21 protein-coding genes and 2 pseudogenes are annotated in these 23,527 nt (G+C 63.0%); 7 read left to right on the top strand and 16 right to left on the bottom strand.

Features of this window, described 5'->3' with window-relative positions:
- Positions 1-7: 7 nt before the first annotated feature.
- Together ettA and pyrF are read left to right on the top strand one after the other, a co-directional pair.
- Positions 8-1,675 carry an energy-dependent translational throttle protein EttA gene (gene ettA / locus BUA26_RS14775; protein ID WP_072761653.1) on the top strand — a complete coding sequence of 556 codons (1,668 nt, stop codon included), beginning with the start codon at positions 8-10 and terminating at the stop codon, positions 1,673-1,675.
- A gap of 106 nt (positions 1,676-1,781) precedes the next feature.
- Positions 1,782-2,600 (top strand): orotidine-5'-phosphate decarboxylase, encoded by an 819-nt coding sequence (gene pyrF / locus BUA26_RS14770; protein ID WP_072761652.1) that lies wholly within the window; start codon positions 1,782-1,784, stop codon positions 2,598-2,600.
- Between the two features lie 34 nt (positions 2,601-2,634).
- Here pyrF and BUA26_RS14765 read toward each other — a convergent pair whose 3' ends face one another.
- From BUA26_RS14765 to BUA26_RS14745, 6 genes and pseudogenes are all read right to left on the bottom strand, one after another.
- Complete coding sequence (locus tag BUA26_RS14765; RefSeq protein ID WP_072761954.1) at positions 2,635-2,865, bottom strand: hypothetical protein; 231 nt, start codon at positions 2,863-2,865, stop codon at positions 2,635-2,637.
- 61 nt (positions 2,866-2,926) lie between these two features.
- Positions 2,927-3,811, bottom strand: a complete 885-nt coding sequence (locus BUA26_RS14760) for an acyltransferase family protein (protein ID WP_255368377.1) — start codon at positions 3,809-3,811, stop codon at positions 2,927-2,929.
- A 106-nt stretch (positions 3,812-3,917) separates the two neighbouring features.
- A pseudogene (locus tag BUA26_RS20755) lies at positions 3,918-4,124 on the bottom strand (hypothetical protein); the annotation flags it as partial.
- 69 nt (positions 4,125-4,193) lie between these two features.
- A complete protein-coding gene (locus BUA26_RS14755) occupies positions 4,194-4,475 on the bottom strand; it encodes a DUF427 domain-containing protein (protein WP_072761651.1) in 282 nt (93 codons plus the stop codon).
- Positions 4,475-5,011 (bottom strand): peptide deformylase, encoded by a 537-nt coding sequence (gene def / locus BUA26_RS14750; RefSeq protein ID WP_072761650.1) that lies wholly within the window; start codon positions 5,009-5,011, stop codon positions 4,475-4,477. Before def ends, BUA26_RS14755 begins: the two co-directional genes overlap by 1 nt.
- 136 nt (positions 5,012-5,147) lie before the next feature.
- Positions 5,148-5,948, bottom strand: a complete 801-nt coding sequence (locus BUA26_RS14745) for a DUF4197 domain-containing protein (protein WP_072761953.1) — start codon at positions 5,946-5,948, stop codon at positions 5,148-5,150.
- 173 nt (positions 5,949-6,121) lie between these two features.
- Between BUA26_RS14745 and BUA26_RS14740 the strand changes: the two genes are divergently transcribed.
- The 3 genes from BUA26_RS14740 to BUA26_RS14730 all read left to right on the top strand — a co-directional run bounded on the left by BUA26_RS14740 (position 6,122) and on the right by BUA26_RS14730 (position 9,110).
- Positions 6,122-8,194 carry a carbon starvation CstA family protein gene (locus tag BUA26_RS14740; protein ID WP_072761649.1) on the top strand — a complete coding sequence of 691 codons (2,073 nt, stop codon included), beginning with the start codon at positions 6,122-6,124 and terminating at the stop codon, positions 8,192-8,194.
- 10 nt (positions 8,195-8,204) lie between these two features.
- Positions 8,205-8,408: a YbdD/YjiX family protein gene (locus BUA26_RS14735; RefSeq protein ID WP_072761648.1), complete on the top strand. Its 204-nt coding sequence runs from the start codon at positions 8,205-8,207 to the stop codon at positions 8,406-8,408.
- 222 nt (positions 8,409-8,630) lie between these two features.
- Positions 8,631-9,110: a DUF2127 domain-containing protein gene (locus BUA26_RS14730; RefSeq protein WP_072761647.1), complete on the top strand. Its 480-nt coding sequence runs from the start codon at positions 8,631-8,633 to the stop codon at positions 9,108-9,110.
- Between the two features lie 6 nt (positions 9,111-9,116).
- Here the strand turns inward: BUA26_RS14730 and BUA26_RS14725 are convergent, their stop codons facing one another.
- The 5 genes from BUA26_RS14725 to BUA26_RS14705 form a co-directional block, all read right to left on the bottom strand.
- The gene (locus BUA26_RS14725) at positions 9,117-10,025 is read right to left on the bottom strand and encodes a DMT family transporter (RefSeq protein ID WP_072761646.1); all 909 of its coding nucleotides are present in this window, start codon (positions 10,023-10,025) and stop codon (positions 9,117-9,119) included.
- Complete coding sequence (locus BUA26_RS14720; protein WP_072761645.1) at positions 10,022-10,909, bottom strand: glycosyltransferase family 2 protein; 888 nt, start codon at positions 10,907-10,909, stop codon at positions 10,022-10,024. The genes BUA26_RS14725 and BUA26_RS14720 overlap by 4 nt, the downstream gene beginning before the upstream one ends.
- Before the next feature lie 86 nt (positions 10,910-10,995).
- A complete protein-coding gene (locus BUA26_RS14715) occupies positions 10,996-11,751 on the bottom strand; it encodes a hypothetical protein (RefSeq protein WP_072761644.1) in 756 nt (251 codons plus the stop codon).
- Between the two features lie 29 nt (positions 11,752-11,780).
- Positions 11,781-15,659, bottom strand: coding sequence for a phosphoribosylformylglycinamidine synthase (gene purL, locus BUA26_RS14710; RefSeq protein ID WP_072761643.1), 3,879 nt, complete (start codon positions 15,657-15,659; stop codon positions 11,781-11,783).
- 136 nt (positions 15,660-15,795) lie between these two features.
- Complete coding sequence (locus BUA26_RS14705; protein WP_178368613.1) at positions 15,796-16,566, bottom strand: DsbC family protein; 771 nt, start codon at positions 16,564-16,566, stop codon at positions 15,796-15,798.
- A gap of 256 nt (positions 16,567-16,822) precedes the next feature.
- Between BUA26_RS14705 and BUA26_RS14700 the strand changes: the two genes are divergently transcribed.
- A complete protein-coding gene (locus tag BUA26_RS14700; RefSeq protein ID WP_072761642.1) occupies positions 16,823-17,497 on the top strand; it encodes a Fe2+-dependent dioxygenase in 675 nt (224 codons plus the stop codon).
- Positions 17,498-18,011: 514 nt separating this feature from the next.
- On the opposite strand, the gene BUA26_RS14695 is transcribed toward BUA26_RS14700, so the two are convergent.
- From BUA26_RS14695 to BUA26_RS20250, 3 genes are all read right to left on the bottom strand, one after another.
- Positions 18,012-18,656, bottom strand: a complete 645-nt coding sequence (locus BUA26_RS14695) for an XAC0095 family protein (protein ID WP_255368376.1) — start codon at positions 18,654-18,656, stop codon at positions 18,012-18,014.
- Positions 18,657-19,103: 447 nt separating this feature from the next.
- Positions 19,104-19,592 carry a hypothetical protein gene (locus BUA26_RS14690; RefSeq protein ID WP_143154302.1) on the bottom strand — a complete coding sequence of 163 codons (489 nt, stop codon included), beginning with the start codon at positions 19,590-19,592 and terminating at the stop codon, positions 19,104-19,106.
- 222 nt (positions 19,593-19,814) lie between these two features.
- Positions 19,815-20,279: a hypothetical protein gene (locus tag BUA26_RS20250; RefSeq protein WP_143154301.1), complete on the bottom strand. Its 465-nt coding sequence runs from the start codon at positions 20,277-20,279 to the stop codon at positions 19,815-19,817.
- Between the two features lie 228 nt (positions 20,280-20,507).
- Between BUA26_RS20250 and BUA26_RS14685 the strand changes: the two genes are divergently transcribed.
- The gene (locus tag BUA26_RS14685; RefSeq protein WP_072761639.1) at positions 20,508-21,200 is read left to right on the top strand and encodes a transposase; all 693 of its coding nucleotides are present in this window, start codon (positions 20,508-20,510) and stop codon (positions 21,198-21,200) included.
- Between the two features lie 348 nt (positions 21,201-21,548).
- Here BUA26_RS14685 and BUA26_RS14680 read toward each other — a convergent pair whose 3' ends face one another.
- A complete protein-coding gene (locus BUA26_RS14680; protein WP_178368608.1) occupies positions 21,549-22,544 on the bottom strand; it encodes an RHS repeat domain-containing protein in 996 nt (331 codons plus the stop codon).
- A gap of 11 nt (positions 22,545-22,555) precedes the next feature.
- A pseudogene (locus tag BUA26_RS20475) lies at positions 22,556-23,527 on the bottom strand (RHS repeat protein); the annotation flags it as partial.

Raw genomic sequence — 23,527 nt, 5'->3', positions numbered from 1 at the left:
AGGCTCCATGAGTTCGCAATACATCTACACCATGAACGGGGTCAGCAAGATCGTCCCGCCCAAACGCCAGATCATCAAGGACATCTCGCTGTCCTTCTTCCCGGGCGCCAAGATCGGCCTGCTCGGCGTCAACGGCGCGGGCAAGTCCACCGTGCTGAAGATCATGGCCGGCGTGGATACCGACTTCCAGGGCGAGGCACGCGCGCAGCCCGGCACCAAGATCGGCTACCTGGCGCAGGAGCCGCATCTGGATCCCGAAAAGACCGTGCGCGAAGTGGTCGAGGAAGGCGTGGCCGAGATCCTCGATGCGCAGAAGCGTCTCGATGAGATCTATGCCGCGTACGCCGAGGAAGGCGCCGACTTCGACAAGCTCGCCACGGAGCAGCAGAAGCTGGAAAACCTGCTCGCCGCCAACGATGCGCACGCGCTGGAGCGGCAGCTCGAAGTGGCCGCCGACGCGCTGCGCCTGCCGCCGTGGGACGCCAAGATCGGTCCATTGTCCGGTGGCGAGAAGCGCCGCGTGGCGCTGTGCCGCCTGCTGCTGTCCAAGCCGGACATGCTGCTGCTGGACGAACCGACCAACCATCTGGACGCCGAATCCGTCGACTGGCTGGAGCAGTTCCTGCACGACTATCCGGGCACCGTCGTCGCGGTCACCCATGACCGCTACTTCCTCGACAACGCGGCCGAGTGGATTCTCGAGCTCGATCGCGGCCGCGGCATTCCGTGGAAGGGCAATTACACCGAGTGGCTGGAGCAGAAGGGCGAGCGCCTGGCTCGCGAAGAGGCCGCCGAGAAGGGCCGCCAGAAAGCACTCGCACGCGAGCTGGAGTGGGTGCGTTCGGCCGCCAAGGGCCGCCAGTCCAAGGGCAAGGCGCGCATCAACCGCTTCGAGGAACTGAACTCGGTCGAGTACCAGAAGCGCAACGAGACCAACGAACTGTATATCCCGCCGGGCGAGCGGCTGGGCCAGGAAGTGATCGAGTTCAAGAACGTCAGCAAGTCGTTCGGCGACCGCCTGCTTATCGACGATCTGTCGTTCAAGATGCCGCCGGGCGCGATCGTGGGCGTGATCGGACCGAACGGCGCCGGCAAATCCACCTTGATGAAGCTGATCACCGGTGTCGAGCAGCCGGACGAGGGCGAAGTGAAGCGCGGCCATACCGTGCAGCTGGCCTATGTCGACCAGTCGCGCGACAACCTCGATCCGAAGAAGAACGTGTGGCAGGAAGTTTCCGGCGGCGCCGACATCATCACCATCGGCCGCTACGAACTGCAGTCGCGCGCGTACATCGGCCGTTTCAACTTCAAGGGCACCGACCAGCAGAAGCTGGTGGGCAGCCTGTCCGGTGGTGAGCGCGGCCGTCTGCATCTGGCCAAGACCTTGATGCAGGGCGGCAACGTGCTGCTGCTCGATGAGCCGTCCAACGATCTGGACGTGGAGACGCTGCGCGCACTGGAAGACGCGATGCTGGAATTCCCCGGCTGCGTGATGGTGATCTCGCATGACCGCTGGTTCCTCGACCGCGTCGCGACCCACATCATCGCGTTCGAAGGCGATTCGCACGTCGAGTTCTTCCCCGGCAACTACAACGAGTACGAGGCCGACAAGAAGCGCCGCCTCGGCGAGGAAGGCGCGAAGCCGCACCGGGTGAAGTACAAGAAGCTGGCCTGAAAGCAGGAGTGAGTGGGGAGAAGTGAGAAAAGAGAGGAAGGCATGGGCGAACCGGCTTTCTCTCACTCCTCACTCCTCTTCGCTCACTTCTCAACCGGAGACACCGATGCATTTCATGCAGTCACTGCAGCAAGCCTGGGCCCGCAACGACTCGCTGGTCTGCGTCGGCCTCGATCCGGAACCGGCTAAATTCCCCGCTCATCTGCGCGGCAAGCCGGATGCGGTGTTTGAATTCTGCCGCGCGATCGTCGACGCCACCGCCGATCTGGTTTGCACGTTCAAGCCGCAGATCGCGCACTTCGCCGCGCTGCGCGCGGAAGACGCGCTGGAACGCCTGATCGCACATATCCACCAGCAACATCCCGGCGTGCCGGTGATCCTCGACGCCAAGCGCGGCGACATCGGCAGCACCGCGCAGCATTACGTCACCGAAGCCTTCGATCGCTACGGCGCGGATGCCGTGACGCTGAACCCCTATCTCGGTCGCGACTCGGTGCAACCGTTCCTCGATCGCGCCGACAAGGGCGTGATCCTGCTGTGCCACACCTCCAACCCGGGCGCCGCCGACCTGCAGGATCTCGACGTGGGTGGCAAGCCGCTGTACCAGCACGTGGCGCAGATCATCGCGCGCGACTGGAACACCCATGGCAACTGTGCGCTGGTCACCGGCGCGACCTGGCCCGAACAACTGGGCGAAGTGCGCGCACTGGTCGGCGAGATGCCGTTGCTGGTGCCCGGCATCGGCGCTCAGGGCGGCGATGTCGAGGCGGTCGTGCGCAACGGTCGCAACAGCAACGGCAGTGGCCTGCTGATCAGCTCCTCGCGAGCGATTCTGTATGCCGGCAACGGCGAGAATTTTGCCGAGGCCGCACGTACCGCCACGCAGGAACTGCGTGACACGATCAATCGGTACCGGCACGGCTGAACGCATGATGCGCCAGCCGGGCGCGAACAGATTGTCAGCCTGCGGCCATCTTCGCCGCCTGCAGCATCTTCGCCTTCAGGTCCAGCGCGTCGGCCGCATCCAGCAATGCGCGCGCAAAGCTGCGCACTTCGGCCGGCCGCAGGGCGTACCAGTTTCCCGTCTTGGTTTCGGACAGGTTGCGACCCGCACGCGATACGCAATGCGGCCGGAAAATCACCATGCCGGTGAGCGATTCCGAACTGATATCCGCAGAAACAATCTGCATGTGCGTTTCATCTTCTTTCTTCACCGAACTTCTCCCGGGCGGATAGCCGCCCTCGTGCAGCTTACGCTACCGGGAGTTCAGCGGTTGTTTGATGCAATGCCGTCGGTTCGGCGCGCGCCGGCGTTGTCAGCTGGCGACGCAGCCAGCGCTCGCATGGCGTCGACAGCCACCGCTCCACCGCGGCGCCCAGCAGCCAGCACGATGGCAGCGCCAGCAGATACCACAGCAAGCCCCATCGGTAATCGGCGCCGCTGAGTCGGAACAGCCGCACCACCGCAAACACCACGAACATGTGGCTGAGGTAGATCTCGTAGCTCAGGCGTCCCCACGAGCGCAGCCAGCCCAGTCCGCGCATGGGCTGCCCATGGCCAAGTGATGGCCGTTGCCGGCTGGCAAGCAGCAGGCACAGCGTCGACACAGTCAGCACCAGCAGATAGCCGTCACGCAGCGAATGCCACAACGCGGCGCCGTCCAGCATGACCGCCACCAGCCCAAGCGCCCCGAGCCAGCTCAGCAGGTTGACCGTGCGGCGCGGCGGCGTCCAGCGCGACGCCAACAAGGCGCCGAGCACGCCGACGGCGATCGCCGCCATGCCCGGCAGATAAGCCTTTTCCTGCCATATCTCGTTGCCGCTCAAAGCGGCATGGGTCCACGGCATGGACAGCGCGAGCAACAGCAGCATCGGCACCAATATCCAGAGCCGTCGCGTGAGCAGGCACACCAGCGGGAAACCGAGGTAGAACACCTCCTCGATCGACAGCGACCACAGTACGTCCCAATTGCCCGGTAGATAGCCGGTCTGTCCCTCGTACCAGTTCAGGTGCAGGCCAAGCGCCGCGATGATCGCGCGCGGCAGCGACTGGCCCGCGCGGGTGATCGTGTAGTCCGGCACCGCCAGCAGATGCAGCACGCTGAGTACGGCCACCAGCGCCAGCAGGCACGGCACGATGCGGGCGAAACGCCGCGCATAGAACGCGCGGTTCCAGACTGCCCCAGCGGCGCAATGCGTTGCCTGCGATAAGGAATCCCGAGATCACGAAGAACACGAACACCGCTTCGTAGCCGTTGTAGTTCAGCCGGCTCAGCAACCACGTCGGCAGCACATCGGCCAGCACGGTTTTTTTCAGTGGGATGCGCAGGCCGATATGGTTGAGCACCACCAGCACGATCGCCAGTCCGCGCAGCAGGTCGATGCCGGGATTGCGGGCGGTGGCGTCGGAGCGGATTTCCGTCTGGATGGTTGATACCGCTGGCGGCATATCGGTGAAGACCTTCTGTCGGGCGTGCCGCATCATCCGCGAGTGTTGAGCGAGCAGCAACCGCGGCGATCAGTCCCGCACGTCAACGCCTCGCCAGAACGCCACGCGTCCCTTGATCTGCGCGGCGGCCTCTTTCGGTTCCGGGTAATACCAGGCGGCCTGCGCATTGACGTTGCCGCCTACGATGACATCGTAGTAACTGGCCGTGCCTTTCCATGGACAAACGCTGTGGTGGTCGCTGGGACGGAAGTACTCACGGCAAAGCGAATCGGCGGGAAAGTAATGATTGCCCTCGACCACTACGGTGTCGTCACTCTGCGCCAGCACCACGCCTTGCCATATCGCGCGCATCAGTCGTCTCCGATGTCCTGCCCCGGAAACAGCACGTCGGTGTAGCCGAACTTGCTGAAATCGGTAATGCGGCTGGGATACAGCCGTCCGATCAGGTGATCGCATTCGTGTTGCACCACGCGGGCATGGAAGCCTTCGGCAGTACGCTCGATGCGCACGCCCTGCGGGTCGATGCCTTCGTAGCGGATCAGCGAGTAACGGCTCACCGAACCGCGCAGGCCCGGCACCGACAGGCAGCCTTCCCAGCCTTCTTCCATATCCTGCGACAGCGGCGTGATCACCGGGTTGAGCAGGACGGTGCGCGGCACTGCCGGCGCGTCGGGATAACGCTCGTTGCTGTCGAAGCCGAAGATCACCAGCTGCAGGTCGACGCCGATCTGCGGCGCGGCAAGACCGACGCCCCCGGCGTCATGCATGGTGTCGAACATGTCGGCGATCAACGCGTCCAGTTCCGCGCTGCCCAACATCGCGGCGGGCACCAAGGGGGCGATGCGCAGCAGGCGCGGATCGCCCATCTTCAGGATTTCGCGGATCATGTGGGCCTCATGGTGGAATGCCTTTACCTGACGAATTGTGGCCGATGCGATCCCAATGCAAGGCGCGCTGGTCGACGCTTCAACGACAAGGCACCGGGCAAAACCTCGTACCGATGGGTCGAACCCGCGAGCGGGTTCAGCCGCCGAACACCTTCTTCAGCAGATCGGTGGTGCGCGCGCCGGGATTGTGGCGGATCGACTGTTCCTGATCGCCGATCTCGGTGAACAGGCCGTCCAGCGTCTTCGCCGTCACGTAGTCGTCCAGATCCAGCGCGCTGCCGCCCTTGTTCGATTTGAGGCCACCCAGCGAACCCAGCGAACCCAGCGCGCCACCCAGTGCACCGCCACCGCTGCCTGAGGTGAATGCCTTGTACTTCTGGGTGACCCCGACACTGTCGGTGGCGTTGGCCACGATCGGATGGATGCGCGCGGTCAGCGCGTCGCCGGCCACGCGCCGGAAGAAATCGGTGGCCGCGTGATCGCCGCCTGTAAGGATGCCGCGTGCGTCGCTGAGCGTCATCTTGCGGATCGCGTCACCGAATATCTGCGCGACCTGCGGCACCGCCTTCTCCGCCGCACGATTCATGCTCTGCTCGAACGCGTCGACCTTGGCGCCCTGCCCCAGTTGCTTCGCCAGCTTGCCGGCTTGTTCGAGTTTTCCGGGCAGCGGAATACGCACCTTGCTGTTGTTCCAGAAACCGCCGTCGCGACCGAGACTGTTGATGGCGTTGGTGGTGCCCTTGGCCAGTGCCTCCTTGAGGCCGGAGGCGATATCGCTGTCAGGCAGGTTGCTGCCCAGCGAGGAGTTCGAACCGTGCATCGACGACTTGGCCTTGTTCAACAGGTCCTTGAACTGAGCGGAGCCAGCGGCGACCACCGGCAGCGTGGCCACAGCGAGAGCAAGACCCAACAGGCCGTGGCGAACCGGAATACGCATGAGAAACTCCTTGGTGGTCAGCAGAGCGGTCAGTGTACCTCCGCCGCAAATCGCCGGTGCCACCCGCCCGCACCGCGCCATTCGACCAAAGGCTAATGCCGGCAGACCCGGTTTGGCATTGACCCCCGCCGCCGACAGGACGACTCTTGCGCTATTGCCGAGGAGAGCCACTCATGCAAGCCGTCACCCCCAAGCCGAGTCCTGCAGCAAAGATCCTGTGGGTTGCCATCGCCATCGTCGGCGCGTTCTGTCTGAGCGTGGTCGCGCTGCGCCGCGGCGAACCGATCAATGCGATCTGGCTGGTCGCCGCCGCGATTTCCATCTTCGTGATCGGCTATCGCTTCTACGGCAAGTTCATCGAGCACTCGGTGCTGAAACTGGACCCCACCCGCGCGCCGCCCTCGGTGCTGCGCAACGACGGCCTCGACTATGTGCCCACCGACAAGTGGGTGGTGTTCGGCCATCATTTCGCCGCGATCGCCGGTGCCGGCCCGCTGGTCGGCCCGGTGCTGGCCGCGCAGATGGGCTATCTGCCGGGCACGCTGTGGATCCTGTTCGGCGTGGTGTTCGCCGGCGCGGTGCAGGACTTCATGATTCTCGGGCTTTCGCTGCGCCGCGACGGCCGCTCGCTCGGCCACATGTTGCGCGAGGAGCTGGGGCCGGTCGCAGGCGTGGTGGCGATGTTCGGCGTGCTGGTGCTGATGATGATCGTGCTGGCGGTGCTGGCGCTGGTCGTGGTCAAGGCGCTCACGCACAGTCCCTGGGGCACCTTCACCGTGGCCGCCACGATTCCGATCGCACTGCTGATGGGCTTGTACCTGCGCGTGTTCCGCCCGGGCAGGATTCTGGAGGTGTCGCTGATCGGCCTGGTGCTTCTATTGGCCTCGATCTGGTTCGGCAAGACCGTGGCCGATTCGGCCTCGCTGGCACCGCTGTTCGACTTCGACGCGAAAGCCCTGGCGTGGCTGCTGATCGCCTATGGCTTCTGCGCTTCGGTGCTGCCGGTATGGTTGCTGCTGGCGCCGCGCGACTACCTGTCCACCTTCCTCAAGATCGGCACCATCGCGCTGCTGGCGCTGGCGATCTTCCTCGCCGCGCCGACGCTGCAGATGCCTGCCGTGACCAAGTTCATCGACGGCACCGGGCCGGTGTTCGCCGGCAACCTGTTCCCGTTCCTGTTCATCACCATCGCCTGCGGCGCGGTCTCCGGCTGGCATTCGATCATCGCCTCCGGCACCACACCCAAGCTGCTCGCCAACGAAGGCCAGGCACGGCTGGTCGGCTACGGCGGCATGCTGATGGAGGCGTTCGTGGCGATCATGGCGCTGATCGCCGCCGCCTCGCTGCACCCGGGCGTGTACTTCGCGATGAATTCGCCGGCTGCCATCGTCGGCAGCACCGTGCAGGACGCCGCCACCGCGATCAGCCAGTGGGGTTTCGTCGTGACGCCGGACGAGTTGCTGCAGACTGCGAAGAACATCGGCGAATCCAGCATCCTCGGCCGCGCCGGCGGCGCGCCGACCCTGGCCGTGGGCATGGCGCAGCTGCTGCACAACATCATCCCCGGTGGCGGCATGATGGCGTTCTGGTACCACTACGCGATCCTGTTCGAAGCACTGTTCATCCTCACCACGGTCGATGCCGGCACCCGCGTGGGCCGCTTCATGATCCAGGAGATTGCCGGACTGATGTACAAGCCGCTGCAGGCCACCGAGTCGTGGACCGGCAACCTGCTGGCCACGGCGATCTGCGTGGGCTTGTGGGGCTACTTCCTGTATCAGGGCGCGGTCGATCCGCTCGGCGGCATCAACACGTTGTGGCCGCTGTTCGGCATCGCCAACCAGATGCTTGCCGCGATCGCCCTGATGCTGGCCACCGTGGTGGTGGTGAAGCTGAAACGCGAGCGCTACGTGCTGGTGCCGGGCGTTCCGGCGATCTGGCTGATCGTGTGTACGCTCACCGCGGGCTGGGAAAAGCTCAGCGGCCCGATCAGCTTCACCGCCGCCGCGCAGAAATATGCGCAGGCGATGCAGAACGGCAAGTTGCTGGCGCCCGCCAAGACACCGGCCGCGATGCAGCAGATCGTCACCAACAACTATGTCGACATGGCGCTCACCGGACTGTTCATGCTGCTGATCGTGGTGATGCTCGGTTTCTCGCTGCGCGCGCTGATCCGCGCATGGCAAACCAATCACCCGACCGCGCACGAAGAACCGTACGTGGCGCTGAGCAGCGTCGCCAGCTGAGGAGGCCGCCATGAACAAGCCGATGCAGGCGCTTGAATCGAGCTGGAAGTGGGCGGTGCAAACCGCCCGCCTCTGCTGCGGCGTACCCGACTACGATGCCTACGTGAAACATCTGCACGAGCATCATCCCGAACGCGAAGTGCCCAGCTACAAGGAGTTCTTTCGCGAACGGCAGGAGGCGCGCTACAAGGGCACGGGCGGGCGCTGCTGCTGAAACGGCGGCTTCGTTGTTGCAGGAGCGGCTGCAGCCGCGATGGCTCCAATAGCTCCAACCCGGAAAGCCATCGCGGCTGCAGCCCCTCCCAGGGAATCCGCGTACCGATCGCCGGCGCCATCGGGGGATGCCGGATGTCCCTCGACCAATCAGCCTCCGGCAGCCACAATGCCGCACTCCCCCGTGATCGCTCAGCATGCTCGCCACCCCGGCATTCCCCTCATGAAACTGATCCCTCCACCCGAAACACGTCACGGCGTAGGCCTGCGTGTCATCGCGATCTATGAGGCGGTCAAGACGGTCGGCCTGATCCTGGTGGCGATCGCGGCGTTTCATCTGGACCGTACCCAGAACTTCGAACAGCTGGTGCACTGGCTGGGGCATCTCTCGCTGGCCGACAGCAACGGCCTGCGCTGGAAGCTGGTCAATCTTCTGCAGGAGATGGGCCCGAGCAAGTTCGTCGCGATCGGCATCGTGGCGCTGGCCTATGCGGTGATCTTCGGTATCGAGGGGATCGGCCTGTGGCTGGGCAAGCGCTGGGCGGAATGGTTCACGGTGATCGCCACCGGCTCGCTGATCCCGCTGGAGCTGTATGAAACGCTGTACCACTTCGGCTGGCTCAAGCTGGCCACCCTGGTCGGCAACGTGGCGATCATCGTCTATCTGATACGCGTGGCGCTGCAGCCGCGCAGCTCTGGCTGAAACCGATCACACCTCGTGGTGCACGGCCTCGGTCGGCAGCTCGCCGGTGATGTCTCCACGCCGCGGCATCAGTTCGACCAGGTACATCGCGGCCAGGATGAGGCCGCCACCGAACAGCATGCGCCAGCTCAGCACGTCGCTGCCCAGCGCCACCGCGAACGCAGCGGCGAAGACCGGCTCGGTCGTCATCACGATGGCCGCGCGGGCGGCCGGCAGATGCGACTGCGCCCAGGTCTGCATCAGCATCGCCCCGGCACCGGCGATCAGCGCCATGTACAGCACGGCGAACCAGGCGCTGCGATCGGGCGGCAGCACCGGCCCCTGCGGCGCGGTGGCGAGCAGGCAGACCACGGCGATCGCCACCATCTGCACCGCCGACATGCCGAACGCCTCGCCCTGACGCGACCATTGACCGAGCCCGACGATGTGCAGCGCGTACAGCGCAGCCGAGGCCAGCGTCAGCCAGACGCCGAGATCCACCGAGACGCCGTTGAGCGACAGCAGCGCCAGCCCGGCGGTGGAAAGCAGTACCGCCAGCCACACCACGCCAGCCATGCGCTGGCGCAACAGCAGCATCGCCAGGATCGGCGTGAACACCACATACATGCCGGTAGCGAAGCCGCTGACGCTGGGTGCGATCAACGACAGCCCCCAGGTCTGCAGCAGCTGCCCTATCCCATAGACCCCGCCGAGCAGCAGGCCTCGCATGACTTGCTTGCGGCCAAGGCGCCATACCGGCCGGGCGAACAGCGCCAGCATCGCCAGCGCGGCGATGGCGAAACGCACGGCCAGGAAATCCGCCACCGGCATGCGCGCGACCACGTCCTTGATCAGCACGAAGGTCGAGCCCCATACCGCGGTCATCGCCAGCAGACCGAGCGTCGCCAGCGCGGTGATCCGTCGCGAAGCGGTCATCGACGCAGCAACCGCCGCAACAGCTGCCCGGGAATCTGCAACAGGAAGTGCGCCCAGATGCCCAGCCACACCGCGGCAGCCACCAGCGGGTTGCGTGCAGCCGGATCGTGCTTGCGGAACCAGCGCCACATGCCGCGATGCTTGTAGCGACTGACGAACACCGGACGATGCCGGCTGGAACTGCCCTTGCCGTGCAGCACGCGGACATCGCCGGCCAGCAGCACCTTGTAGCCGAGCTCGCGCACGCGGCGGCACAGATCCAGATCCTCGCAGTGCAGGAAATAATCTTCGTCGAAACCGCCGAGGCGCTGGAACATCGCGCGTGGCAACAACATCACCGCGCCGGACACCGCTTCCGCTTCCACTACCTCGGCGGGGATCTCCTGCTCCACATTGACCTTCTCGCCGGACCGGCCGAGCAAGCTGTTGAGCGAGCGCCGCAGCAGCGGATCGCGCCGCCATGAGGCTGGGTCGGCACGGCCGTCGGCATGGCACACCACCGCGCCGACCAAGCCGGCCTTCGGATGGCCGGCCAGCACGGCCAGCAATCGGCCCAGGTCGTCGTCGCGCAGCATGCAATCCGGGTTGAGTATCAGCAGCGCATGGCCATGGGCCTGCTTCGCGGCCAGATTCACCGCCGGGCCAAACCCGAGGTTCCTGTGGTTGTAGATCACCTTGAGCCGCGGATCGTGTTCGTATGCGCGCTCGATCGCCGGCGGCATGCCGTCATTCGAGGCGTTGTCGACCAGGATCAGCTCCAGCGACAACGTGCTGGCCAGCACGCTGCGCACGCATTCGCGCAATGCCGGGCCGCTGTCGGCGGACACCACGATCACGCTGAGCGCCAGCGAGAACGGCGATCGATGTTTTGCCGAAGTATCCACCGCGCGATTATGCGCGGAGATGCGCGACGGGAAAACCGCTCGCCGCGAAATAATCGCGATGGTCGTGCAGGGATGACGATTCGTGCTCAGTCCTCATCGTCCCGACCCAGCACGGCAGGCAACGCCAGCGGCATGTCGCCCTCGCGCCGGCTCAGCCACGGCTCCTCGCGATACCAGCCGCACAATTGCCAGCCGCGCAGGCGATGCTGTTGATGGCGTTCGCGATCCCACAGCACGATGCCGCGACCGTTGGGCATGCGCGCCCCGAACCAGCGTCCCGCCGGGCTGAACGCCGCTTGCGGTCCGGCACCGTCGATCCTGCTGCCGTCGGAGAACACGAAACCGTCGCCGCGATATTCCACGCGATGGGCGAGCGGATCGAGCAGCCCCGTCTCCGCCGATTGCCAGGCCGGCAACTGCAGCTCGATGATTTCCGCGGGCGGACCGATCGGCGCCATCGCCAGCTCGCGCCATTCGGCGGACGCCGCGGCGGTCGGATCGCGACGCCAGCTCCCATGTCGCCGGCTCCGATCCAGCCATGCCTCCAGTCCGGCCAGCAACGTATAGCCGGTCAACGCACCGAGCAAGGCCGCACCCCACGCGAACGCGTCGCCACCCAGGGTTCGCTGCACGGCGAACAGCACGCCCGGCAGCCCCCAGCGCAGTCCGCGCCGTATCAACGTGGCATGTTCGCCGGCCAGTCGATGCTGCAGCAGCAGCACCGCAGCGGCCAGCGCGAACAGCAGCGGCAGACCCAGCCACCACGGCAGCAGCCCGAGCAACACCGTCCAGGCCAGCGCCGGCAGCACGACATTCCAGCCAGGCCAGCGCGAGGCGGCCATGGCTCAGACGCGTTTCACGCGATGCGCGATCAGCCGCACCACACGCGCGCATTGCGGAACATGCGCATCCACGGTGAATCCTCGCCCCACTTTTCCGGATGCCAGCTCAGCTGCACGCTGCGGAACACGCGCTCGGGGTGCGGCATCATGATGGTCACGCGGCCGTCGGCGGCGGTGAAGCCGGCCAGGCCACCGGGCGAGCCGTTGGTGTTGAGCGGGAAGTTCTCGGTCGGCTTGCCGCGGTTGTCGACAAAGCGCGCCGCACCGTTCGATTTCGACGGGCTGCACGCCTGCGGAAAGCTGACCCGGCCTTCGCCGTGCGCCACCGCCACCGGAATCCGCGAACCGGTCATGCCCTTGAAGAACAGGCTCGGCGAATCGAGGATCTCCAGCGTGACCAGCCGCGACTCGTACTGCTCCGACGCGTTGCGCAGAAACTTCGGCCAGTGCTGCGCGCCGGGGATGATCTCCTTCAGCTGCGCCAGCATCTGGCAGCCGTTGCATACGCCAAGCGCGAACTTCGTCGGGTCGGTGAAGAACTCGGCGAACTGCGCGCGCAGCATTTCGTTGTACAGGATCGACGTGGCCCAGCCGCGACCGGCACCGAGCACGTCGCCGTAGGAGAAACCGCCACAGGCCGCGAAGCCCCGGAAATCGGCCAGCTTGATCCGGCCGCTGGCCAGATCGGACATATGCACATCGACCGCGTCGAAACCGGCCCGGGTGAACGCGGCCGACATCTCGACCTGGCCGTTGACGCCCTGCTCGCGCAGGATCGCGATACGTGGACGCGCGCCGCTGCCGATGAGCGCCGCCGCCACGTCATCGGCCGGATTGAAGCTGAGCTTCGGCGTGATGCCCGGATCGGCATCGTCGAGCCGCCATTCGCGTTCGGCATCCGCGCTTTGCGGATTGTCACGCAGGCGCTGCATGGCGTGGCTGGTTTCATTCCACGCCTCGAACAGCGTGCGCCAGTTCCACTTGAACAAGGTGTCGGCGCCGAGGAACAGCTTGATGCCGAGCTTCTCCTTCGGCCGACCGATGCGATAGCTGATGCCGGCCAGGTTGTATTTGATCAGCAACGCCTCGAACGCTTCGCGGTTCGCCTCGGCCACCTGCATCACCGCGCCGAGTTCCTCGTTGAACAGCGCGCGCAGCGTCGCCTCGGCCCAGCCGTTGAGCTGGATCTCCAGGCCGCAGTGACCGGCGAATGCCATTTCCAGCAAGGTGGTGATGACGCCGCCGTCGGAGCGGTCGTGATAGGCCAGCAGCAGGCCGTTCGCATTGGCCTCCTGGACCAGTTCGAACAGCGCCTTCAGTCGCTTCGCGTCGTCCAGATCCGGCGGCACGCCGCCGCTGCGGTTGAACACCTGGGCCAGCGCGGAACCGCCGAGGCGATCGCGTCCGGCACCCAGATCGACCAGCCACAGTTCGGAATTGCCGCGATCGAGCTTGAGCTGCGGCGTGAGCGTGCGGCGTACGTCGCTGACGCGGGCAAAGCCGGTGATCACCAGCGACACCGGCGATACCGTGCGCTGCGGCGTATCGCCGTCCTGCCACACGGTCTGCATCGACAGCGAGTCCTTGCCGACCGGGATCGAGATGTCCAGCTGCGGGCACAGCTCCATGCCGATCGCCTGCACCGCATCGAACAGCGCAGCGTCCTCGCCCGGATGATTCACCGCCGCCATCCAATTCGCCGACAGGCGAATTTCACCGAGATTGTCGATCGCCGCGGCAGCCAGATTGGTGATCGCCTCGCCGACCGCCAACCGCGCGGCATCGGCGCTGTTAAGCAATGCCACCGGCGCGCGCTCGGCCATCGCCATCGCTTCGCCGCCGTAGCCGTCGAAGTCGGCGATGGTCACCGCGCAATCCGCCACCGGCACCTGCCAGGGACCGACCATCGGATCGCGATGATTGAGGCCGCCGACGGTGCGGTCACCGATCGTGATCAGGAAACTCTTGCTGCCCACGGTAGGCAGGCGCAGCACGCGCAGCAGCGCCTCGTTCATGCCGATGCCGGACAGGTCCGGCAGCAGGTCGACGCGCGGCTTGATGCGTTTCGCGTTGCGATGCATGCGCGGCGGCTTGCCGAACAGCACGTCCATCGGCAGATCGATCACGGTCAGCCCGCGGCGGGGATCGGTGAGCACCAGCTGGCGCTCGACCGTGGCGTCGCCGACCACCGCATACGGGCAGCGCTCGCGTACGCACATCGCCTCGAACTCGGCCAGATTCTCCGGACCGATCGCCAACACGTAGCGCTCCTGCGATTCGTTGCTCCACACCTGCATCGGTGACAAGGAGGGATCGTCGCAAGGCAGCTTGGCCAGATCGATCCGGCCGCCGACGCCGGCGTCGTTGAGCAGTTCGGGAATCGCGTTGGACAAGCCGCCGGCACCGACGTCATGCACGCTGACGATAGGATTGTTTTCGCCGCGCGCGCAGCAGGCGTCGATCACTTCCTGACAGCGCCGCTCCATCTCGGCGTTGTCGCGCTGCACCGAGGCGAAGTCCAGCTCCTCGCTCGATGCGCCCGACGCGACCGACGAGGCGGCGCCGCCGCCGAGTCCGATCAGCATCGCGGGACCGCCCAGCACGATCACCTTGTTGCCGGGCTGCACCGCCCGCTTCAGCACATGGCCGGCGCGCAGGTTGGCCAGGCCACCGGCAAGCATGATCGGCTTGTCGTAGCCGCGGCGCAGGCCGGCTTCGCCGGTCTCGTGCTCGTAGCTGCGGAAATAGCCGCCCAGGCACGGCCGGCCGAATTCGTTGTTGAACGCGGCGGCGCCGAGCGGGCCATCGCGCATGATCTCGAATGCGCTGGCCATGCGCGGCGGCAGCGGGCGCTCCACTTCCCACGGCTGCGGATGGCCGGGAATGCGCAGATCGGATACCGAGAAACCGGTGAGGCCGGCCTTCGGCTTGCCACCGCGACCGGTCGCGCCCTCGTCGCGGATCTCGCCGCCGGCGCCGGTAGCCGCACCGGGCCACGGCGCGATCGCGGTGGGATGGTTGTGCGTCTCCACCTTGATCGCGTAGTCGATGCGTTCCTCGTGACCGCGCCACACGCCATCGGCGGGATCGGCGAAGAAACGCCTGCCGACACTGCCCTCGATCACCGCGGCATTGTCCGAATAGGCGGACAGCGTATGCGCCGGCGAATGCTGGTGGGTGTGCTTGATCATGCCGAACAGGCTCTTGTCCTGCTCCGCGCCATCGACCGTCCAGCTGGCGTTGAACACCTTGTGCCGGCAATGCTCCGAGTTCGCCTGGGCGAACATGAAGAGTTCGGCATCGGTCGGGTCACGGCCCAGTTCGGTGTAGCGCGCGACCAGATATTCGATCTCGTCGTCGGCCAGCGCCAGGCCCAGCCGTACATTCGCCTCGGCCAGCGCCGCCTGCGGATCGGCGCCGAGCGCGACATGCACCAGATCGCCGGGCGAGCCGGCCAGGAACAGGCCTTGGGCGTCTTCGATGCGTTCCAGCACGGACTGCGTCATCGCGTCATGCAGCACCGCCATGATGGCCGTGTGATCCGGCGCCTCGGCCGGCGGCAAGCCAGCGACCTGCCAGGCCAGGCCGCGTTCGACCCTGCGCAGATTGAAGCCGGGCACGTCGAAACCGGCGCCGTGCAGGATGTCGGTGGCCTTGCTCGACCACGGCGAGATCGTGCCCAGTCGCGGTACCACCCACAGCGTGGCCGCTTCGGGCTCCGCGTCCTTCGCTTCCAGCACGCTCAATAGCCGATGGCGCAACGCACCTTCCGGTGCGATGTCGGCGTCGATGAAATAGACGAACCACGACGCCTGCACGCGCACGCCACGATGCAAGGCATCCAGGCGGGCGTTGAGACGTTCGAGACGAAACGGCGAGAGGGCGCTCTGCCCGTCGAGTGCGATCATGCGGGGAACGGCTGCTATGCGGAGGAAACGCCTATTCTAGCCGATGCTGCAATACGGCATAAGCGCGGCGCTCATTCCAGCCTGCCACCCTTGCCCGCCCCGTCCTGTTGCGCGGGGCCGCACGCCCCGAAAAACCTCAGCTGCCCTTCTGCAACGCCTGCAGCAGCTGCTCCGGGGTGACATAGCCGCCCAGGGTGCTGCCATCAGGGCCGATGATCGTCGGGGTGCCGCTGACGCCAAGTCTCACGCCCAGTTCGAACTCGTCCTTGACCGGATTGGTACAACTGGCCGCCTTCGGTGCCTGGCCTTGTTTCGCCGCGGTGAACGCGGCTTTGCGGTCGCTGGCGCACCACACCGAAACCATCTCGGAATAGGTCTGCGTGGGCCGCCCCGCCGTGGTCGTCACGCCTTCGCGCGGCCACGCCAGGTATTCCACCGCAATGCCGGCCTTGTTGAAGGCGGCCACGTGCTCATGCAGCGCACGGCAGAAGCCGCAGTTGACGTCGGTAAACACGGTCACCGTGTATTTCGGATGCTCCGGAGCAAACACGATACGCTGGGAGGCTGGCACCTTGGCCAGCGCGTCCTTGCGGAAGCGGCTCCAGGCGGCATCGCTGACGTTCTGATGCTTGCCCAGGTCGATCAGCTCCCCATGCATCAGGTACTTGCCATCGGTGCTGACGTAGATCATCTGACCGCCGGCGATCACCTCATAGAAGCCCGCCATCGGCGCCGGTTCGATCGAGTCGACCTGTACGTTCGCCGACAGTCCCTTGATCGCCTGCTGCACCATCTGAGCGGCAGCCGGGGTAACCGCCGGATCGACGACCGGCGCAGCGCCGCTTTCGGCGGCGCCGGCATTCAGGGAAACCCCGCCGATGCACAGCGCCAGCAACAATCTCTTCAACATCGCCATCAACCTCTTCCGATTCGCGCGCAGGCTGCGGCCCGCCAACGAAGCATTCTCGCACAGACGGCTGAACGTTCCTCGGGCGCATCGGACGCAAGAGTGTGCTGCTCCTCCTCGCGTCCGCACAAACGTGATCCAGGCCTCCGTTCAATGGTAGATTTCCACGATTCGAGCGCCCGGAACGGCTTATCGCCATGGTTTTGCCGCGCACCGGTTTCCTCATCCAACGACTGAACTGCCAGGCGGAATCATCGTGATCATCTGTGCTCCCAACGTATTGACCGCCGAGGAACTCAGCGCGATACACAGCGAACTCCGCGGCGCCCCGTTCATCGATGGCGCCACCACGGCCGGCTGGTCGGCACGCGAGGTCAAGAAGAACCTGCAGGTCGACATCAGCACCGAAAGCTACGCCAAGTTGCAGGAAATCGTGCGCACGGCCTTTCTGCGCAGCGCCATGCTGCAGATGGCGACGTTGCCCTCCGCAACGACGCAGGCACTGTTCAACCGTTATGACGTCGGCATGACCTACGGCCCGCATGTCGACGCTCCCGTGATGGGCGGCATTGGCAACGCGGTGCGCAGCGATATCGCGATCACCGTGTTCCTGTCCGACCCGAAAACCTATGACGGCGGCGACCTGGTCGTGGATGCCAATGGCATGGACTGCGGGTTCAAGCTGGATGCGGGATCCGCCATCGCCTACCCGGCCAACTCCCTGCATCACGTCAGCCCGGTCACCCGGGGCGCACGCTATGCCGCCGTCATCTGGGTGCAGAGCCAGGTACGCGATGCCGGCAAACGCGAACTGCTGTGGGACCTGGACAACGCCAAGCGGCAGATCTTCAGCCGCGAAGGCAAGAGCGCCACCTTCGACGCCGTCAGCAAATCGCATGCGAACCTGCTGCGCATGTGGGCGGATGTATAAATAAACCGTTCGATCCGACGTGCGCCTTTGTCTGATCATATTGATGGTCGCGGGCCGGAAACAGGTTTGGCTTCGAAGCAGCCACTCTGAAAGGTCGAGATCATCAGCACCCGTGTGACAGCGGAACCGTACGCAGACCGAGCCCTCAAGGAGGGCTTCAAGCTCGAGACTCTGTGCCACGCACGACGCGCACCTGGACGGGCTCCGCGATGACCGATGAGTGTTTGGGCAGAAGCAAGGGCCGCTACCGCGGCCCTAACCAGAACGGTGACTGGCGCAATCTTGGCGCCGCATGAAACGCAACGGCAGATGGTCAATGGCAAGACGGGACATCATTCTCTCCGACGCGAATCGGAGCCTGGTTTTTGTGTGCCTATTGACCAGGGCGGCAAATGACGCCCCTTATCGGGGGTGAAGGTGGCGGCTGGCTGAGGTATTTCGGCCGGTAAAAAAGGGCAGAGCCGGCTTTCTGCGACGTTTGCCGCAGGAAAGCGCGCCCTGCCCCCGTCTCTCGCTACTGGTAGGTCGGAAGCTGCCGCACGAGGTGCGATGTGCCGGCCATGGGCAAACGCGCGGGTAGTGCGCGGTAGGTGGCGCGCTCCTCGCGCACGCCGGTTCGCGTGCCGCGCGCCGGCTCCAGCTTCTGCGCATTCACGTCGTCGATGATATCGCGCAGCTTCTGCGCATCGCGAACGATGGCATCGCCCATGATCGACAGCGTGACATCGGATAACTCGGCGTGATCGCTGCAGGTCACCACATGGCCATGGGCCCGGAGGCTGTCGAGCAGCCGGTTGATGTCGTCGAGCTGATTCAGGGTGACGCCATAGAGGCAGCGATTGCCGGCCTCATCCATGACCGGCTCGGCGACATCCGGTTCCGCGGCTTCGGTGTCATCCTTCGCGTTCGCGTGCGCATCGGCCTCGCATGCTGCCACCCTTTCGCCACGCTCGGCCGGCCAGGAGAGTTCGTTCAGCACCTGAGCGATCTGCTCCTCCAGCAGTTCCAGGCAGACCGCCACTTCGCCCGGGCGAATCTCCGCATAGCACTCCTTTTCCTCGACCGACGTGCGCGGTTGCGCGAGGTTGGCCAGGAACTCCACATACTCGCGCAGCTTCTTTAGCCGCAGCTGGCTGTCTTCCGGCAGGAAATAGCCCATCGTTTCCAGATCATCCGAATCTAACGTCGACATGGTCGCCTCCTAAGTTCCATAGAAGTGCCCGTCCACGGCATGACGACGGACGGGGTGTCGGGAGGCTCGAAACCGCTTACAGCCGGCGGGCGTATTCCCCTTGCGGGTGTTGTATTAGCCGCCCTCCCGACGCAGGCTTCGCGTCGGTTGCACCTACAGATGCAGGCACAAAAAACCCACCGGTTTGACGGAGGTGGGTACCGCTGTAAGAGGAGTTTCGAGGCTCCTTGCGAGCGAGTCTGCTATCGCGCGTGGGCGGTGTCAACCGCCGCGCGCAAAGAATGCAAAGAATTAAAGAATAGAGTCAGGAACAATTCTAGCGACTTGGCACGCTACTTAATTACCTCCGGCCCGTTATCCGGAAGTGAACCTGGAACCGTTCTCCAGCCCCACCCTGTTTTCGCGTTTACTTTCCTAATTCGATCCGCTTTTTTGAATTTTCCGAGCGCAAATCTTCATTGGAAGCGAAGAGACCTTCTGATCAAAAGCCCGGAATTCCTTCGCATTCTGATCCAAGTAGTAAACTTGTAGGCTGTAGCAAGGACTGACCACTCCATACATCTGCTCGACAAGTTTCAGGTCGAAGTGTCCACCGTAGAAACTACTTGGGTGCAGATCCAGATACGAATCTTCGTTAAGCGGCTCAGCATTAATTGTGCTCTGAAGCTCCTTCTCACGACCTTTCTCCTTGATCACAAAGTGAATAACGCCAATAAGTGGATCCATTGAAAGTGTCTTGTTAATTCTCACGTAACTGTCGGAGATGTTGTCAATTTTGATAGCGAGATCGCCTCCAGATCGCACTAAGGTCAGCTTAATGGCCGACGAACCAACTCCTTGCCCTGAGCAGATTCCCATCAAGAGCAAAAGCGTTACAAATATAATGAAAAATACTCTTTTCACTTTATTACTCCTCATAGCTGCTTATAAATACCATGATCAACCATACTTTTATTCGCCCGATAAGGGTCCGTCCCCTTATCGGGGCCTTAACGGTGCTCCTGCAGGGTGTAGCTTCTTGCACCACTGACACCACCCAAGCTCACCGTATCGAATAATGTCTCTGACCCCTTTGTTTCTGTTCCACTTTGTTTTGCATGAGGCAGGAAATAGATCAGAACTACCTTAAGTATCAAGTGCCTGCTTTACTCTTTTGCAAACTAGCTCCTGTAATTGATTTTGAAACGATTCACCTGCACCGTCCTTCAAATGTCCTAACTTGGATATATCCATCCCAGAATTTCCCCATTTTTCAACATAAAAATCTATCAATGCTCCAAAATAGTCCAACTTGTTAACCTGCACCATACACTCATGATCACCTTTACTTTCCTTAATCTCTAGGTATATCCAGTGCGGCATGGTAGCGATTATTTGATCCTCAGCTTCAATCAAATTAACGGGATTATGCGAGCTCTTATCATCTATTGAAAAACGAAAACACCCATCTTTCGGCATACGCTCATCTGTGCCGATGAATATAATTGACGAACCTCGAACGGAAATTGAGATAGTTCGCCTTTCACACCCATGAGCGCTTACATATGGGCATAACAAAAAGAGCAATATTATGGAAAGCATCTTTCGCATAGTAATTTACCCTCTGCACTTTTTCTGGCCTCAAGGCCGTTAATCAGGAATTGATTATTTTCACGCAGCCCAATGCACATAGTTGAAGAATCGAAGTAGCGCATTGAGCCGTCTGAGTCCGATAAGCGGACGGATGGAATTAAGTCACGTCAAAACCTGCTGAAGCCCTACATCGCACCGATCGTCGCACCTGCGGATTGACACATAAGTGCGTGCAATGCTGCCGTCATGCCTCGCCAAACCCGTCTGGAACTCTTGGGCACACCCCTCCACATCACCCAACGCGGAGTGAACCGCTGTGCCATCTTTGTGGATGAAGAAGATCGCCGGCATTACTACGAACTGCTGCGCGATGCGGTGCACGAGCATGGCATCAAGGTTCACGCCTACGTACACATGGGCAACCATGTCCACCTCCTCCTGACCTCGCCAGAGCGCGATGCGCTATCTCGCGCCATGCGTAACGTCGGTCAATGCTACGTCCAGGCGTTCGATCACCGACATCGCCGTTCCGGCACGCTATGGCAGGGCCGCTTCAAATCATGCCTCATCGACAGCGAACGCTACCTGCTGACCGTCTACCGTTACATCGAACTCAATTCTGTGCGCGCAGCAATGGTCGAGCGGCCCGAGCAACATCGTTGGTCAAGCGTCCATGCCAACTTGAATCAACGACCAGACGATCTGGTGACGCCCCACCCGGTCTATCTGGGACTGGACGTGGATCCGCATGTCCGCGCGGAGGCCTATCGCACATGGCTCCGCCAGGGCGTCAGCGACGACGATCTGCACCAGATCCGGCGACATCTGCAGCAGGAACGCGCACTCGGCGATGCCAAATTCCAGGCAATGGTCGAAAGAGCCCTTGGCCGGCCCGCCTTGGTTCGTCCACGAGGTCGACCGCCACGATCCGATGAATAAGACCGTGCTTATTCCCTCAGCTTAATTCCCTCCGTCCCCTTATCGGCAGCCATGGTCGAGGCCAAGACCCATCGCTTTGCCGGCACCCGCTCTGCCCACCGCCCTGCTCGCGCGCCATCAAAATTCGCCGGCAAATGAACCTGACCCCGTTCCACAAGCTTTCAACCCATCTGATCTAACTTAGCTGAAAGCATTTGACGACATTCATCGACCTCTATTTTTGTGCGACCTAAACGGGTCTCAAACTCCCAATCGTCTATACACTCCAACACCTCATTAAGTGCGTTACATATCGTAACAAGTTCGTCTCGTGACAACTTGATCTCTATATTCGTCATTATATTTCTACTATTTAAGACCGTTAAAATAATCCAACCCACGAGTTGGAATAAAAGCAGTACCACCATCCAGTGAATTTGGATCATGGATTACTACCGTCCCGCTTTGTGCGTCCCAATAGGCAACTCTACCTCTTTCCAAATCTCTAGTCGCTGTTGGATTCGTCATCACCCTTTCTATATGCCTTGCAAACTGCTCCTCTGTATTTATCCCAATATCCGCAAACTCTCCGCCATGCTTTGAAAAAGCGTGACCGGATGCTATTGCTTTAGCTTCCGAACTTATACCCTTGAATGGTAAGAATTCAACGACTCTACCAAATAACTTACCTAGACCTTCGGTGAAGGTGTTAATCGCGATAAATTTGACACCAAAAATGGCGGCCTTTTTCTCTGCCTCCGCCTGGTCTTGCATCATTTTATAACCGGCCCCTTTGACCTCATCACACTCAGCGCTACCATCGCAGCCTGGCGCATGTGGTGGTGCGGGTTTAGATATTTCTCCATTTTGGGAATTGGAAGAACCTCCGCCATCTTCTCCAGAGCCCCCAAAAATAAAGCTATCCGATTGAGCGCGACGCTCCATACAACGATAGCCACAATCATCCTTTCCCGTGGGGTCCGTATTTCCAATCGGATTATTATTACCGTAGTTGTACCGATTAAATTTGAATCCGCTACCCGCCGTCGGCATAACTGGATCCACACTCAAAAACCGCCCCACCGCCGGATCGTAATACCGCGCCTGCATATACACCAACCCGGTATCCGGATCGTTCACATGCCCGGTATATCCGGGCCCGTTCGGCGCCGGGCTCATGCTCGCCACCGCCGTGCCGTACGGCGCGTAGTCGTAGGTGGCGACGATGGTGCCGCTGGCATCGGCCTTGGCCAGCACGGTGCCTTGCGGATCGGTGTAGTAGTAGTGGTGCGTGCCGGCGTGTGCTACGTGGCAAAGCATCCACAGCATGGCCGTGGCGACTACCTTCAGGATGTGTGCTTTCACAGGGCTCGTCCTCACTGGTTCACCGTCGTCGGGGTCACCGACGCGCTCCATGCCGAGCACCCATTCGCGTTACATGCCTGTACGGCGACCGAGACGGTCGCACCTTGCACGGTGAACTCGGGGATGGATGTGGCTGCGGTGTTCGTTGTGGAGCAGGAGCTGCTTGGCTGGCAATTCTGGAAGTTGTAGCTCGTGGCACCGGCCACGCCCGACCAGGACCCGGTCAGCGTGTAGACAGTCTTCGGCGGGCGCGTGTCCGAGTAATAGGTGGCGTAGAGCGTCGCCGCGAGGCCCGTCGGCGTGGCCGGTATCAGCAATACACTGACGTTGCCGGTACCGCTCCATGGCCCGCAGCCCCCGGCATTGCACGCCTGCACGTGATAGCCGTACGTGCCATTGCCTCTTCCACTGGTGCCCCAGCTCGTATTGCCGTTGGCCTGCACCGTGCTCCAACCACCGCCGTTCACCTGCTCCTGCAAGGTGTAACTGGTGGCACCACTGACACCACCCCAGCTCACCGTGTAACTGCCGTTGGTGCTGCTGGCCGGCACACTCAGGCTCGGCGCGCTGGCCGGCGGGATCGTGACCGCCACGGTGTTGCTGGGCGTGTATTGCCCACTCCATCCGCTGCCGTTGACCGCAGTCACGTAGTAGATGTAGTTCCCCGATACTGTGGCCGTAACCTGGATACTGGTATTCGGGCCGCTGTACGCCTGCGTCCAACCACCTCCGTTGATGCTCTGATAGAGGACGTAGCTCGTGGCGGTGGGGCTAGCGGCCCAACTGATGGCGATAGGACCGTTGCTGCTCGCCGGTACGCTGATGCTGGCCGGTACCGGTGGTACCAGTAATACCGTCGTATTCCCCACCGCACTCCACGGTCCACAGCCCCCCACATTGCACGCTTGCACGTGGTAGCCGTACGTCCCGTTGCCGCGGCCGCTGGTGCTCCAGCTGGTCAGGCCGTTGGTCTGCACGGTGCT

Source organism: Rhodanobacter sp. OK091 (assembly GCF_900142825.1).
In the GTDB taxonomy this organism is placed as follows: domain Bacteria; phylum Pseudomonadota; class Gammaproteobacteria; order Xanthomonadales; family Rhodanobacteraceae; genus Rhodanobacter.
Note: the sequence above shows the minus strand (reverse complement) of the source record. Positions and strands in the feature narration are given on the sequence as shown.